At 74.8% G+C, this 14,258-nt stretch carries 14 protein-coding genes; 7 read left to right on the top strand and 7 right to left on the bottom strand.

What is annotated here, in order from left to right:
• Positions 1-66: 66 nt before the first annotated feature.
• The 4 genes from ACIP9D_RS18025 to ACIP9D_RS18010 all read right to left on the bottom strand — a co-directional run bounded on the left by ACIP9D_RS18025 (position 67) and on the right by ACIP9D_RS18010 (position 2,951).
• The gene (locus tag ACIP9D_RS18025) at positions 67-774 is read right to left on the bottom strand and encodes an endonuclease/exonuclease/phosphatase family protein (protein WP_350872298.1); all 708 of its coding nucleotides are present in this window, start codon (positions 772-774) and stop codon (positions 67-69) included.
• A 10-nt stretch (positions 775-784) separates the two neighbouring features.
• A complete protein-coding gene (locus ACIP9D_RS18020; RefSeq protein WP_350872297.1) occupies positions 785-1,732 on the bottom strand; it encodes an ROK family glucokinase in 948 nt (315 codons plus the stop codon).
• 69 nt (positions 1,733-1,801) lie between these two features.
• Complete coding sequence (locus ACIP9D_RS18015; protein ID WP_350872295.1) at positions 1,802-2,455, bottom strand: hypothetical protein; 654 nt, start codon at positions 2,453-2,455, stop codon at positions 1,802-1,804.
• 40 nt (positions 2,456-2,495) lie between these two features.
• Positions 2,496-2,951 carry an SRPBCC family protein gene (locus ACIP9D_RS18010; RefSeq protein WP_350872293.1) on the bottom strand — a complete coding sequence of 152 codons (456 nt, stop codon included), beginning with the start codon at positions 2,949-2,951 and terminating at the stop codon, positions 2,496-2,498.
• A gap of 166 nt (positions 2,952-3,117) precedes the next feature.
• Between ACIP9D_RS18010 and ACIP9D_RS18005 the strand changes: the two genes are divergently transcribed.
• The 7 genes from ACIP9D_RS18005 (at position 3,118) to ACIP9D_RS17975 (ending at position 11,385) form a co-directional block, all read left to right on the top strand.
• Positions 3,118-4,926 carry an AMP-dependent synthetase/ligase gene (locus ACIP9D_RS18005; protein ID WP_350872291.1) on the top strand — a complete coding sequence of 603 codons (1,809 nt, stop codon included), beginning with the start codon at positions 3,118-3,120 and terminating at the stop codon, positions 4,924-4,926.
• Between the two features lie 14 nt (positions 4,927-4,940).
• Positions 4,941-6,632: a GAF domain-containing sensor histidine kinase gene (locus ACIP9D_RS18000; protein ID WP_350872290.1), complete on the top strand. Its 1,692-nt coding sequence runs from the start codon at positions 4,941-4,943 to the stop codon at positions 6,630-6,632.
• A 7-nt stretch (positions 6,633-6,639) separates the two neighbouring features.
• Positions 6,640-7,308 (top strand): response regulator transcription factor, encoded by a 669-nt coding sequence (locus ACIP9D_RS17995; RefSeq protein WP_007072219.1) that lies wholly within the window; start codon positions 6,640-6,642, stop codon positions 7,306-7,308.
• 205 nt (positions 7,309-7,513) lie between these two features.
• Positions 7,514-8,323 (top strand): SAM-dependent methyltransferase, encoded by an 810-nt coding sequence (locus tag ACIP9D_RS17990; RefSeq protein ID WP_350872288.1) that lies wholly within the window; start codon positions 7,514-7,516, stop codon positions 8,321-8,323.
• A gap of 88 nt (positions 8,324-8,411) precedes the next feature.
• Positions 8,412-10,082: a bifunctional diguanylate cyclase/phosphodiesterase gene (locus ACIP9D_RS17985; protein ID WP_350872943.1), complete on the top strand. Its 1,671-nt coding sequence runs from the start codon at positions 8,412-8,414 to the stop codon at positions 10,080-10,082.
• A 33-nt stretch (positions 10,083-10,115) separates the two neighbouring features.
• Positions 10,116-10,694 (top strand): TetR/AcrR family transcriptional regulator, encoded by a 579-nt coding sequence (locus ACIP9D_RS17980; RefSeq protein ID WP_350872286.1) that lies wholly within the window; start codon positions 10,116-10,118, stop codon positions 10,692-10,694.
• A gap of 19 nt (positions 10,695-10,713) precedes the next feature.
• Positions 10,714-11,385 (top strand): lysophospholipid acyltransferase family protein, encoded by a 672-nt coding sequence (locus ACIP9D_RS17975; RefSeq protein WP_350872285.1) that lies wholly within the window; start codon positions 10,714-10,716, stop codon positions 11,383-11,385.
• Positions 11,386-11,399: 14 nt separating this feature from the next.
• On the opposite strand, the gene ACIP9D_RS17970 is transcribed toward ACIP9D_RS17975, so the two are convergent.
• The 3 genes from ACIP9D_RS17970 to ACIP9D_RS17960 all read right to left on the bottom strand — a co-directional run bounded on the left by ACIP9D_RS17970 (position 11,400) and on the right by ACIP9D_RS17960 (position 14,171).
• Positions 11,400-12,524 carry a glycosyltransferase family 4 protein gene (locus ACIP9D_RS17970; protein WP_350872283.1) on the bottom strand — a complete coding sequence of 375 codons (1,125 nt, stop codon included), beginning with the start codon at positions 12,522-12,524 and terminating at the stop codon, positions 11,400-11,402.
• Positions 12,521-13,780 (bottom strand): M48 family metallopeptidase, encoded by a 1,260-nt coding sequence (locus ACIP9D_RS17965; RefSeq protein ID WP_350872281.1) that lies wholly within the window; start codon positions 13,778-13,780, stop codon positions 12,521-12,523. The genes ACIP9D_RS17970 and ACIP9D_RS17965 overlap by 4 nt, the downstream gene beginning before the upstream one ends.
• Positions 13,781-13,952: 172 nt before the next feature.
• Positions 13,953-14,171 carry a hypothetical protein gene (locus tag ACIP9D_RS17960; protein ID WP_350872279.1) on the bottom strand — a complete coding sequence of 73 codons (219 nt, stop codon included), beginning with the start codon at positions 14,169-14,171 and terminating at the stop codon, positions 13,953-13,955.
• Positions 14,172-14,258 lie beyond the last annotated feature (87 nt).

Below are 14,258 nucleotides of genomic sequence, written 5' to 3'. Positions count from 1 at the left end.
GCCGGGTCGCCGCGAAATCCTCTCCACATCGGAGCCGGTTGTCCAGCCCCGGATGGGCGGCGTGGGTCAGTCGGCGACCGGCAGCAGCAGGTCGACCAGGACCGGGAAGTGGTCACTGGCCCGCCGGGTCTGCGGGGTGTCCACCACGTCGTAGTCGACCACCGTGATCCGCGGATCGACGAAGAGCGCGTCGATGCGCCGGCGCGGGTCGGCGCAGGAGTAGGTGAGCCGGTCGGCCCGGTCCGCCGCGACGGCCGCGTCGGTCAGCCCGCGCGCCACGGTGGCCCAGGCTGGGCCGTCCGGCCCCTCGTTGAGGTCAGCGCCGGCGATCACCGGGGCGCCGGCGACGTCCAGCTCCCGCTTGAGCAGGGCGGCCTGCGCCGGGCGCTCGGCGGGGTCGGTGGAGAGGTGCGAGCCGACCAGGGTGAACCGGGCGCCGCCGGCGACCACGCACTCGGCGTACGCGGCGCCGCGCAGGTGCCGGCCGGGGGTGAGCGGGAAGCGCTGGCACCGGGTGGCCGCGACCCGGACCCGCAGGCTGGTCAGCAGCAGGTTGCCCAGCGCGGGCAGGCCACCGGCGGCCACCACCAGGCCGAACGACTCGGCCAGCGTGGCGGACTTCTGCCGCCAACGGAAGCGCCGCGGCCCCTCCTGCACGATCACCACGTCCGGGGCCGCGGCCCGGACCACCGCGGCCAGCGCGGCCGTGTCGTCCCGCTGGCTGTGGATGTTGTACGAGACGACCCGCAGCGGCACGCCGGAGCTCTGCGTCACGCCGCGCGCCTCAGATCCGGCGGGCCAGGTCGGCGGCGCCGATCACCCCGGCGCGGTTGCCCAGCTCGGCCGGGAGGATCTCGGCGACCGGGAGCCGGCTGCGCTGGGCGAGCGACTCGGTGAACGACCGGCGGGTCGGGCCCATCAGCAGGTCGCCGGCGTCGATCACGCCGCCGCCGACGACGAGCACCTGCGGGTCGAGGATCTGCGCCATGTCGGCGAGGCTGGTGCCGAGCCAGCGGCCGACCTGGGCGAACGCCTCGGCGGAGACGGGGTCGCCGCCCTTGGCCGCCGCGGTCACCATCGGGCCGGTGATCGCCTCGGCCTCCCCGCCGGCCAGCTCCAGCAGCGCGGCGGCCCGGTTCGGCTCCTGGCGGGCGGCGGCCCGGGCGAACCGGACCAGGGCGCTACCGCTGGCGTACTGCTCGATGCAGCCGAGCCGGCCGCAGCCGCACTGGTGGCCGTCCGGCACGGTCAGCATGTGCCCCAGCTCCGCGGCGACGCCGTGCGCGCCACGGACCAGTTCACCGCCGAGCACGATGCCGCCACCCACGCCGGTGCCGATGGTGAACATGACCATCGAGTCGTCGGCCTGGCGGGCCGCGCCGTGGCGGAACTCGGCCCAGGCGGCGACGTTGCCGTCGTTCTCCACGATCACCGGCAGGCCGACCACCTTGCTCACGTACTCGCGCAGCGGCTCGTCCCGCCAGGCCAGGTTGGGCGCGAACTGCACGATGGAGCGGGTCGCGTCGATCCAGCCGGCCGCACCGATGCCGACCGCCTCGATCGACCGCCCGGCGGCCAACTCGCTGACCAGGTCGGTGATGACGTCGCGGGTCTTGGCGACGTCATCGGCGGGAGTGTCCCGTCGGCCCTGCACGAGCACCGTGCCGGTGGCGTCGACGACACCGCCGGCCACCTTCGTGCCACCGACGTCGATCCCGATGGTCAGCGTCACCGCCGCCACTCCCCTCTGCTGTGCTGTCCGGCACCCACCGCCCGTGGCCGGTGCTGCGGAATGTTCCTGTCAGGCCCCGTCGCCTGGTGCGTCCGCGCCGACGTCACCGGGCGCCCGCGAGGCGGGCACCACGGGTCGGTCGGTCGTCGCCCGGACGGTCGCCGGGCCGGCCGGCCCGGCCTGCTCGACAGGCGGTCCGGCGGCGGCCGGGGCGGCGGTCTCCTCCGCCCGGGTCGCGGCGGACCAGACGTCCCGCTCCGGCGCCGGCTGAGAATCATGCCCGCTGCGGGTGGCTTCGCGCCAGACGTGATCGTCGGCGGGGCCGGCCGGGGCCGGTGTCGCGCCGGCGGGCTGGTCGCCGGCGGGCGGCGGGGGCGGGGTCGCGGAGGCGAAAGCGCGCAGCAGACTGGCCACTCCGGCGGCCAGATCACCGGCTCCGGTGGCGAGCCGCTCGGCGAATTCCGGACTCGGATCCCGTAGCGCGGCGATACCCCGACAGACCGGGCAGACACAGCATTCGGCGCTACCGGTGGCGAAACCGGCCCCCGTGGGGTGGTTGACCCCATCCGGCGCACTGTGACCGAACACACTGGAGACGATCCCACCGAGCGGGCCCCAGGGGCCCGCGGACGGCCCGGCGGCGGCCAGCCGCGCGCTCGCCAGCAGCGTCGCGACCAGCCGCTCCGCCTCTTCCCGGGCCGAGCCCGGATCCGTTGCCACCATGGTCGGCTCCTCTACCGGGGCGGCCAGGCCGCCGGACGCGTCACTGCGCCGCACCGGGTGCTTCTACCCGGCGCTTGAGCTGCTTCAACGCGGTGTCCATGATCATCTTTTCGGCCTTGCGGCGAAACATGCCGAGCATCCCGACGGAGAGCTCGACCTCCAGGGTGTAGGTCACCGTGGTGCCGCCGTCCGCGTTGCCGACCAGGTCGTACGACCCCCGCTGCGCCTTCTGCATCGCCGAGGGCGCCACCAGGTGCCACTCGATGCGGGACAGGTCCTCCGCGTAGGCGTACTCGAGCACGTACTCGTCGGCCATCACCGCGGCGTCGATGGTGAACCGGACCTGGCTGGCGTAGCCGTCCTCGTACTCCTCGATCACCTCCACCCGCCGCACCGCGTCGGTCCACTCCGGGTAGCGCGGGAAGTCGCAGATGACCGCCGCCACCTGCTCCGGTGGGGCGCCGATGGTGATCGACTGGGTGGAGGTGTCCGCCATGGGGGGAGGCTACCCGGCGGGTGGCACCGCGGGGCCGTCCCGCCCCCCGCCACGCCTCGGCGGGCAACCTACCTCCCCGGGCCAGCCGGCCGGGCGGGTAGGTTTCGACAGAGCCGACCCCTCCGGTGGCGGCCCGCCCGGCCAGTGCGAGCACGAAGGAGTGCAGGTGCGCGAGTTCTCCGTCCCGCCGATCGTCACCGTCGGCGACGCGGCCAACCTCACCGACCCGGTCTGGGAAAACGCCGAGGTGGCCCCGGAAACGGTCCAGTTCGTCCGCCCCACCGGCGCGGCGGACGGCCCGGCGTGGGCGGACGTCACCTGCCGGCAGTTCCGCGACGAGGTCGTCGCGGTGGCCCGGGGCCTGGTCGCGGCCGGCGTGCAGCCGGGCGACCGGGTCGGGTTGATGAGCCGCACCCGCTACGAGTGGACCCTGGTCGACTACGCCATCTGGGCGGCCGGCGGAGTCACCGTGCCGATCTACGAGACCTCCAGCGCCGAGCAGGCCGCCTGGATCCTCACCGACTCCGGCGCGGTCGCCTGCCTGGTGGAGAGCACCGCGCACGCGACCCTGCTGGCCGGCGTCCGGGACCGGCTGCCCGAGCTGAACCACGTGTGGCAGATCGACCTCGGCGGGGTGGACGACCTGGTCGCCGCCGGCGCGTCGGTCGACCCGGCGGAGATCGACCGACGCCGGGCCGCGGTGCACTCCGGCGACGTGGCCACCATCATCTACACCAGCGGCACCACCGGCCGGCCCAAGGGCTGCGTGATCACCCACCGGAACATGTACGCCGACATCGCCAACGCCGTGCCGGTGCTGCCGAACCTGTTCAACCCCGGCGCCTCCACCCTGCTCTTCCTCCCGCTGGCGCACGCGTTCGCCCGGCTGATCCAGATCGGCGTGGTGCAGGCCCGGGCCACCCTGCGGCACTGCGCGGACACCAAGAACCTGGTCGCCGAGCTGCAGGAGTTCCGCCCGACCTTCGTGCTCTCGGTGCCCCGGGTCTTCGAGAAGGTCTACAACGCGGCGAAGCAGAAGGCCGAGGCCGACGGCAAGGGCGGCATCTTCGCCCGGGCCGAGCAGGTCGCCATCGCGTACAGCGAGGCGCTGGAGACCCCGAACGGGCCGGGCCTGGCGCTGCGGGCCCAGCACGCCGTCTTCGACAAGCTGGTCTACCGCAAGCTGCGCGCGGCCCTCGGCGGCCGGTGCCGGGACGCGATCTCCGGCGGGGCCCCGCTCGGCGCCCGCCTGGGCCACTTCTTCCGCGGCATCGGGGTGACCGTGCTGGAGGGCTACGGGCTGACCGAGACCGCCCCGGCCGCCGCGGCGAACCTGCCCACCGGCACCCGGATCGGCACCGTCGGCCGGCCGCTGCCCGGGGTGACCGTCCGGATCGACGACGACGGCGAGATCCTCATCTCCGGCGAGCTGGTCTTCCAGGGCTACTGGCGCAACGAGGCGGCCACCGCCGAGGCGCTGACCGCCGACGGCTGGTTCCGCACCGGCGACCTGGGACAGCTCGACAACGACGGCTTCCTCACCATCACCGGCCGCAAGAAGGAGATCATCGTGACGGCGGCCGGCAAGAACGTCGCGCCGGCCGTACTCGAGGACCAGGTCCGGGCCCACCCGCTGGTCAGCCAGTGCGTCGTGGTCGGCGACCGGCAGCCGTTCGTCGCCGCGCTGGTCACCCTCGACGAGGAGGCACTGCCCCGGTGGCTGGAGACGGCCGGTCTCCCCGCCGACACCCTGGTCGAGGAGCTGCGCGGGCACGAAGGTTTGCGCGCCGAGATCCAGGCCGCGGTCGACATCGCCAACCAGGCCGTCTCCAAGGCCGAGGCGATCAAGGTGTTCCGGATCCTGCCCCGCGACTTCACCGAGGCGACCGGTGAGCTGACCCCGTCGCTCAAGGTCAAGCGCCAGGTCGTGCACAAGACGTACGCGGCGGAGATCGCCGATATCTACCGAGGCTGACTACGATCCGTCACGTGCCCGCCTCGACACCCGCCCGACCCCACCCGCATCCCCTCGCCGCGGCCGCGCGACTGGTGATGCTGGCGCTGGTCGCCGTCCTGACCCTGTTCGCGACCCACGACCCGGCCCAGCTCTGGTGGATCGGGCTGCTGGCCGTCGCCGGGCTGCCCGCCCTGCTGGCGCCGCAGCACCGGCTGCTCGGCCCGCTCAGCCGGGTGGCCGAGGTGGTGGTGCTGGGGCTGGCCGCCAGCCAGGTGGCGGCGGTGGCGCTGGTGGGCGGCGCGATCGACGGGCTCGGCGCGTCGGCGGTGCTGCCCTACCTGGCGGTGCCGGTGACCGTCACCGCGCTGCGCCGCCGGTTCCGCGAGGGCGCCGCGCTGCTCGGGGTCACCGCGGCGACCCTGCTGCTCAGCGGGGCGCTGACCGAGGTCGACGGGGCGCGACAGCTCGGCCAGGCGGGCTACCTGGCGGTCTGCGCGCAGTGGCTGATCCTGGCCGGGCTCGGGCTGTACGCGGCCCGAACGCTGCACCGGGTGATGCAGGTCCGCAACGAGGGCAAGCCGCAGCCGTACGCCGAGGCGACCCGGCTGCTGACCCAACTGCGTACCGTCGCCCGGCAGCTGCCCGGCGCGACCCTGGATCCGGGCGGGATCTCTGAGCACCTGCTGGAGGAGCTGCGTACCGTCGCGCCGAGCCACCGGGCCGCGGTGCTCTCCGCCAGCGGCGGCGGCCGGCTGGTGGTGCTCGCCCAGGTCGGCGTGGACCGGGTGGACTGGGAGACCACGCTCGACGCGGACTCGGCGATCGCCGACGCGTGGGCCAGCCAGCAGGCGCAGACGGCGGCCCGCTCGCAGGCCCGTTCGCATCCCGGCGGTGACGTCTCCGCGCTGATCGTGCCGCTGGTCGCGGGCGTGCGTACGGTCGGCCTGGTCGTGTTGGAGGCCGACGCGGCGCACGCCTATCCGGCGGCGGTGGTGTCCCGGGTGACCGCGTTGACCGGCCCGGCCGCGCTGCGGCTGGAGGCCGCGCTGCTCTTCGACGAGGTGCGCTCGCTGGCCACCAACGAGGAGCGGCAGCGGCTGGCCCGGGAGATCCACGACGGGGTCGCCCAGGAGCTGGTGATGGTCGGCTACGGCATCGACAACGCGCTGGCCACCGTCTTCGACGACGCCGAGGAGACCGCCGAGGCGCTGCGCACCCTGCGCGCCGAGGTGACCCGGGTGATCACCGAGCTGCGGCTGAGCCTCTTCGAGCTGCGCAGCGAGGTGGACCGGCACGGCGGTCTGGCCGCGGCGATCGCCGAGTACGCCCGCACGGTCGGCGCCTCCGGCGGGCTGCGGGTGCACCTGTCGCTGGACGAGTCCACCGCCCGGCTCCCGGCCGCCACCGAGGCCGAGTTGCTGCGCATCGCGCAGGAGGCGGTGACCAACGCGCGCAAGCACGCCGGGGCGTCCAATCTCTGGGTCACCTGTGCGGTGGACCCCCCGTACGCGCAGATTGAAGTGTCGGATGACGGTCACGGGATCGCTGACCAGCGCCCCGACGGGCGGTACGGTCTTGCGATCATGGCCGAGAGGGCGGAACGTATCCGGGGCCGGTTGGAGATCCGCCCGCGGCAACCGAGCGGCACGACCGTGGCGGTGGTTCTCGGTACCTCGCCCCGGCGCGATAACGTGCGCGGTAGCGCAGCAGCAGAAGGGGAGTAACCCGAGGATGACCACCAGTCCGACACCGGCCACCCGCACCAAGGTCCTCCTTGTCGACGATCACGACCTGATCCGCAAGGGCCTGCGGCACGCGTTCGAGCGTGACCGCCAGTTCGAGGTCGTCGGCGAGGCCGCCACGGCGGCGGAGGGGGTACGCCAGGCCGGTGCGCTCCAGCCGGACGTGGTGATCATGGATCTGCGGCTGCCCGACGGCAGCGGCCTCGAGGCCACCCGGGCGCTGCGCAAGTCCAGCGCCTCGATGGGCATCGTGGTGCTCACCATGTACGCCGGCGACGACCAGCTGTTCGGCGCGCTCGAGGCCGGGGCCAGCGCCTTCGTGCCGAAGACCGCGCCGGCCGACGAGGTGGTGGCCGCCGCCCGGCACGCCGCCTCCTCCCCCAGCGCGTTCACCGCGGCCGACCTGGCCGAGGCGATGAAGCGCCGGCTGGCCCCGTCCGGGCCGCAGCTCTCGCCGCGCGAGGGACAGGTGCTGCGGCTGCTCGCCGACGGCATGAGCGTGGCCGGCATCGCCAAGCAGCTCTTCGTCAGCGAGTCCACCGCCAAGACCCACATCTCGAAGCTCTACGAGAAGCTGGGCGCGGCCAACCGGGCCCAGGCGCTGATGACCGCGCTGCGGCTCGGCCTGCTCGAGGCGCCGGACGCCCCGAAGTTCTGACCCCGCCCCGCCCGCCCTGACCGGCGGGTGGCTCACCCACGATCGGGAATCCGCGTCGGCCCTCGGCCGGCGCGGATTTCGCATATCGACCGATCTCCGTGCCGTGGTGCCGACGCGCTATGGTCTCCCGGGCACTCGCCGGGGCAGAATACCGCGGTGGTCCGCGGGCAGCGCCGCCCGCGCCGTCGACACGAGGGGTGAGCGCATGCAGCGGCCGGACTGGGCACCCGAGAGCATCGACATCGAACGCCCGAGCGTGGCCCGCATGTACGACTACTACCTCGGCGGCTCGCACAACTTCGCCGCCGACCGGGCCGCCGCGCAGGCGATGGTGGCCGCAGTGCCCGAGGCGCCGCTGATGGCCCAGGCCAACCGGGCGTTCCTGCGCCGGGCGGTGCAGTACCTCACCGACGCCGGGGTCCGGCAGTTCCTCGACATCGGCTCGGGCATTCCGACGGTCGGCAACGTGCACGAGATCGCCCAGCGCAACGCCCCGGAGTCCCGGGTGGTCTATGTGGACGTCGACCCGGTGGCGGTGGCGCACAGCCGGGAGATCCTCGACGGCAACGACCAGGCCACCGTGGTGCAGGAGGACCTGCGCAACCCGCGGCAGATCCTGGCCCACCCGGAGGTACGCCGGCTGATCGACTTCGACCAGCCGGTCGCCGTGATGGTCGTCGCGGTGCTGCACTTCGTCGCCGACGACGACCGGCCGGGCGAGATCCTGGCCACCCTGCGCGAGGCGCTGGCTCCCGGGAGCCACCTGGTGCTCTCGCAGGCCAGCGACGACGGGCGCAGCGAGGACGAGCGGGCCGAGGCGGAGCGGGTCTACCGGCGCACGGACAACCCGCTCTGGGTACGCAGCCGGGCCGAGCTGACCGCGCTCTTCGACGGCTTCGAGCTGATCGAGCCGGGTGTCGTCTGGGTTCCCGAGTGGCGCCCGGAGTCGCCGGACAGCGCGGAGGACGCCGAGCGTGCGGTCTTCATGGGCGGGGTCGGGCGGCTCGGTGGCTGATTCGCCGGCGGCGACGAGGGCGGCGTCCCGGCCCGGGACGTTCGCCCGGGCGTGGGCCAAGGCGGTCACCGGCACCAGCTTCCTGCCGATGACCCAGGATCAGCTGGAGGCGCTGCTGCAACGGCTCACCGAGCAGTTGGCCGGCGCGCTGCTGACCGAGCCGTTCGACCTGCGCCCCGGCTACCGGGTCGGCGCCGAGCTGGTCGCCAACCACATCGCCTCGGCCGAGGGGCTGGGCCGTACGGTCGAGGTGGTCCAGCTCCGGCTGGTCCGCGACCTGGGTTTGGTCGCCGACGACGTGGAGGACCGGATGGCCCGGCTGCTGGCCGCGGTGGCCACCGGCTACGCCCGGGCCCTGCGCGACCGGACCCTGGACGAGCAGGAGTCGATCCGCCGGGCCGTGATGATGGCCCGCACCCAGGCGGAGCGGGCGCTGCGGGCCAGCGAGGCACGCTTCCGCCACCAGGCGACCCATGATCCGCTCACCGACCTGCCCAACCGCACCCTGTTCACCGAGCGGTTGACCGCCGCGCTGAACGAGCCGGGCCGGGGCGCGGAGCGGATCGGGCTCTGCTTCCTGGACCTGGACCGGTTCAAGGTGGTCAACGACTCGCTCGGGCACCAGATCGGCGACCGGCTGCTCACCAGGGTCGCCGAACGGCTCCGCCGGGCCCTGGACGGGCATCTGGTCGCCCGGCTCGGCGGTGACGAGTTCGTCGTCCTGGTGGAGCGCACGGGCGGCACCGACGACGTGGTCGCGGTGGCCGAGGCCGCGCTGACCGCGGTCAGCGAGCCGGCCGTCGTGGACGGCCACGAGCTGAGCGTGACGGCGAGCATCGGCATCGTGGAGCGGCAGATCGCCGGCAGCACCCCCGGCGACCTGATGCGGGCCGCCGACAGCACGCTGCACTGGGCGAAGGCCGCCGGCGGGGCCCGCTGGGCGGTCTACGACGCCGACCGCAACCGGCGCGAGCTGGCCCGCTACGCGCTCTCCGCGGCCATCCCGGCGGCGCTGGAGCGGGGCGAGTTCTACCTGGACTACCAGCCGCTGACCTCGCTGCGCGACGGCACCCTGCTGGGCGTGGAGGCACTGGTCCGGTGGCGTCACCCGGAGCTGGGGGTGCTGCACCCGAACAGCTTCATCGGGCTGGCCGAGGAGACCGGGCTGATCGTCCCGCTCGGCGCGTGGGTGCTGGCCGAGGCCTGTCGGGAAGCGGAGCGTTGGTCGGCGCGGGGCGAGCTGGCGCCGTTCGTCAGCGTCAACCTGGCGGTACGGCAGGTGCACCGGCCCGGCCTGGTGCAGGAGGTGCGCGGGTTGTTGCAGCGCACCGGGCTGCCGCCGGAACGGCTCCAGCTGGAAATCACCGAGAGCACCATGATGAGCACCACCGGGGAGCCGGTGCGCGCCCTGCGGGTCCTCGCCGACCTGGGCGTACGGATCGCCATCGACGACTTCGGCACCGGCTACAGCAACCTGGCGTACCTGCGGGACCTGCCGGTGACGGAGCTGAAGGTGGCCGGCGAGTTCGTGGCCGGGCTGCGCGTGCCGGCGGTGGAGCCGGCGAACCGCACCGACGAGCGGATCCTCGCCTCGCTGGTGTCGCTCGCGCACGCGCTGGACCTCACGGTGACCGCCGAGGGGGTGGAGACCGTCGGGCAGGCCGAGCGGTTGCGGGCGATCGGTTGCGACGCCGGCCAGGGCTGGCACTTCGGCCGTCCCGCCCCCGCAGAGCGCATCCTGGAGCGCATCGCCGGGTAGACAGCGTCTACGCCTCGCTGGTAGACAGTGTCTATGAGCGAGCAGGAGGCGAGCGTCCGGTCTCGGCTGGTCGCCGCCGGCGTGGACCTGGTGCTGCACGAGGGCCTGTCGGCGGTCTCCCTGCGCGAGATCGCCCGCCGCGCCGGCGTGTCCCACGGCGCACCCCGCCGGTACTTTCCCACCCACCTCGACCTGCTCTCGGCGATCGCGCGGGAAGGCTATGCCGACCTCACCGCCCGGGTCACCACCACGGTGCGCGACGCCGGCCCCGCTCCGCGCGACCGGCTCGCCGCCCTCGCCCGCGGCTACCTCGACTACGCCGCCGCGCACCGCGGCATGTTCGAGTTGATGTTCCGGCACGACCTGCTGAACAGCGGCCGGCTCGGGCTGCGCGACACCAGCCTGCCGCTCTTCACCCTGCTGGTCGACCTGGTCGCGCAGGCACGCCGGCCGGCCGACGCGGCCGCCCCGGTCCTCGCCGGCGCGCTCTGGGCCAACCTGCACGGCATCGCCCAGCTCTGGGCCTGGGGCAGCCTCCAACTGGCGACCGACGCCACCGACGACGACGCGCTGCTACGCGCGGCGCTGGACGCGCACCTCGGCCCCGCGTGACGCCCCCTGAGGAGAAGACGTGCCCCTGCTCTACGACCTCGGCAAATTGACCGTGGGCGGCGCCCTGCGGGTCGGCTGGCGCCCCCGCGTCGAAGGGCTGGCGCACCTGCCCCGGCACGGCGGCGCGATCCTCGCCGGCAATCACCTCTCGGTCGCCGACGAGCTCTTCCTGGCCACCGTCACGCCCCGGCACGTCGCCTTCTGGGCCAAGTCGGAGTACTTCTCCGGCCGGGGCCCGCGCGGCTGGCTCAGCCGGCGGATCGTCAGCGGCATGGGCGCCATCCGGGTCGAGCGCGCCGGCGGCCGGGCGGTCCTCGCCGCGTTCGACGCCGCGATCCCGGTGCTGCGCGCCGGCGGCCTGGTCGCGGTCTACCCGGAGGGCACCCGCTCGCCCGACGGACGGCTGCACCGGGGCCGAACCGGGGTGGTGCGGCTGGCCCGGGACGCCGAGGTGCCGATCATCCCGGTCGGCGTGCTCGGCACCGCGCAGGTGCTGCCCATCGACGCGCGACTGCCCCGCCGGCATCCGGTGACGCTACGGTTCGGGCCCCCGATCCCCGTCGCCGGCCGCGTCCACGGGCCGCGCGACGTCCGCGCGCTCACCGACGAGGTGATGGCGGCGATTCAACACCTGACCGGCCAGGAGTACGTCCCGCGCTACGCCCCACGGCGGGAGACCCTCGCCGCCTGAACCCGCCCCGCCGGTCAGCCGGCGAGCAGGGCGGCCATCCGCTGCGCCTGGGCCTCCCAGCGCCACTCCCGCTCCACCCAGGCCCGGCCGGCCGCGCCGAGCTGGCGGGCCAGGTCCCGGTCGGCGAGCAGCCGCGAGACCCGGTCGGCGAGCTGGGCGACGTCGCGGCCGCGTACCACGTAGCCGGTCTCCCCCTCGCGGACCGCGTCCGGGGCGCCGCCGGAGTCGCCGGCCACCACCGGCAGGCCGGTCGCGGACGCCTCCAGGTAGACGATGCCGAGCCCCTCCACGTCCAGGCCGCGGTTGCGGGTGCGGCACGGCATCGCGTAGACGTCGCCGGCCGCGTAGTGCGCCGGCAGCTCGGCCGCCGGCACCGACCCGGTGAAGACCACGTCGCGCTCCACCCCGGTCTGCCGGGCCAGCTTCTCCAGCGCGGTCCGGTAGGGTCCGCCGCCGACCACCAGCAGCGCGGCGTCGGGCACCCGGCGGCGGATCTCCGGCATCGCCCGGATCAGCATGTCCTGGCCCTTGCGCGGCACCAGCCGGGACACGCAGACCACCACCGGCCGGTCGGCCAGCCCGAGCCGCATCCGCACCGGCTCCCCGTCGACGGCCGGGTGGTAGGTGTCCACGTCGACCCCGGGTGCCAGCCGGTGCAGCTCGGTCAACCCGTGCAGCGCCCGGGCCAGCCGGGTCCGGGTGTACTCGCCGAGGTAGGTGGTGACGTCGACGCCACGGCCGATGCGGCGCAGCGCGGCCCGCGCCCCGGGCACCGCGGCCCAGCCGACCTCGTGCCCGTGCGTCTGCGCCACCACGCGTCGGATGCCGGCCCGGCGGCGCAGCCCGGCGGCGAGCAACCCGAGCGGGGCAGCCGCGCCGAACCACACCGTGTCGCAGTCGTACGCCCGGGCCAGTCGGGCCGCCCGGCGGGCCACCAACGGGGTCGGCAGCAGCACCCGGGTGCGCTCCCGGATCACCTCGAACGGCTGGTCGGCGTCGAACTTCGCCGCCCCCCGCCAGCTGGACGCGTAGACCACCACCGAGCCGGAGGGCTGGCGCACCGCGAGGTTGTGCACGAAGGACTGGATCCCGCCGGGGCGGGGCGGGAAGTCGTTCGTGATCAGCAGCGTCCGGCTCATCTGCCGGCCTCCCTGGCGTAGGCGCGGGCGGCGGCCATCCGCTCGACCGTCGACGGGTGGGTGGCGGAGTAGAGGTACTCCCAGCGGGGCGGATCGGGATCGGCGAGGTTGACCGAGGCCAGCCGGCCCTGCATCGACTCGAAGGCGGCCGGATCGTCGGTCAGCGCCAGCGCGTGCGCGTCGGCCCGCGCCTCCACCCGTCGGGAGATCAGCGCCTGCACCGGCGAGGCGACCAGCCCCACCACCGTGACCAGGGCGACCAGCAGCGGGAACGCGCGCGGCTGGGCGACCGAGTCGACGCCGGCCAGCCGCAGCAGCGGGGCCCACGAGCCGATCAGGTAGAGCGCCACCACCGCCGCGGCGGCGCCCAGCGCGCCGGTCAGGGTGCCCACCGTGACGTCCCGGTCCCGGGCGTGCCCCAGCTCGTGCGCGACCACGGCGGTCACCTCGGCCGGCGACGCCTCGCGCAGCAGGGTGTCGTAGACCACGATCCGACGGGTCGGCCCGAGTCCGGAGACGTAGGCGTTGACCGCCCTGGTCCGCCGGGACGCGTCGGCGACCAGCACGTCGCGTACCGGTACGCCGTCACGGGCGGCCATCGCCGTCAGCTCGCTGCGCAGCGGACCGGGCTCCATGGGGGTGAACCGGTTGAACACCGGCTCCACCAGCACCGGCAGCACGAATGAGAGCAGCACCACCAGACCGGCGGCGCCGGCCGCGCCGAAGGCCCACCACCAGCGCGGCGCGAGCCGGATGACGGTGTAGAAGCCGAGCAGCGCGACCGCGCCGATCACCGCGCTCACCGCGTACGACTTGAGCAGGTCGACCAGCCAGCCGGTCCAGCCGTTGGTGCTCAGCCCGTAGCGGGTGAGCACCGACTGCCGCCAGGCGGCGAACGGGAGGGTGACCAGGTCGGCGACGAGCACCACGGCCAGGCCGCCGACGATCGCCTGGGCGGCCCAGTGCCCGCCGAACGGCCGGCCGGCCAGCTCGATCAGCCGGCTGCCCAGCGGCGTCAGCCCGAGCGCGAGGGCGACCAGCAGGCCCACCGCCAGCGACGCGTAGCCACCGGGGCGCAGCGCGGCCCGGAACTCCCGCCCGCGGGCCACCTGCTCGGCCGGCAGGTCACGCAGCGCGGCGAGCTGGTCGGCCCGGGGCGCCGGTGGCCGGTGCCAGGGGATCAGCAGCGCCACGGTGACGACCAGCGCGACGGCCAGCCCGGCCAGGGTCAGCAGCGCCCAACCGCGCGGGGTCATGCCGGCATCCCGCCGCGCGGGCGCCCGCGCCCACCCCGCCGTACCCGCGTCATCCCGCCGCTCCTCCCGCCGTGACCGCCCATCCTATGGCCCGCCGGGTCGAGCGCAGCGGCGGTGCCCGATGCCTGGGCCGGGCGGCGGAGACCGGACGGCGGGGCCGCAGGCCGGCGGGTCAGGCCACCCGGCGGCGGGCCGGACGGGGCCGGGCGGCGGGGCGCCGCGGGGTGGGCAGCACCTCCACCTCGAACCCGGCCCGGGCGAACACCTCGATCGCCCGACGCTCGGCGGCGTCGAGGTCGGCGGCCGGGGACCGGTCGTCGAGCAGGGCGGTCACCAGGCAGCCGGAACAGCCGGCGCCCCGGATCTCGCACCGATCGCAGTCGATGAGCATGAAGCCTCCTGACGGGCTGCGGCGGCGGGCGCGGCGACCTCGTCGTCACCCGACCACCGTCGGTCACATCGACCGTAGTCGGGGGGT

It is taken from the genome of Micromonospora sp. NPDC093243 (genome assembly GCF_044753725.1).
Classification (GTDB): Bacteria; Actinomycetota; Actinomycetes; order Mycobacteriales; family Micromonosporaceae; genus Micromonospora.
Note: the sequence above shows the minus strand (reverse complement) of the source record. Positions and strands in the feature narration are given on the sequence as shown.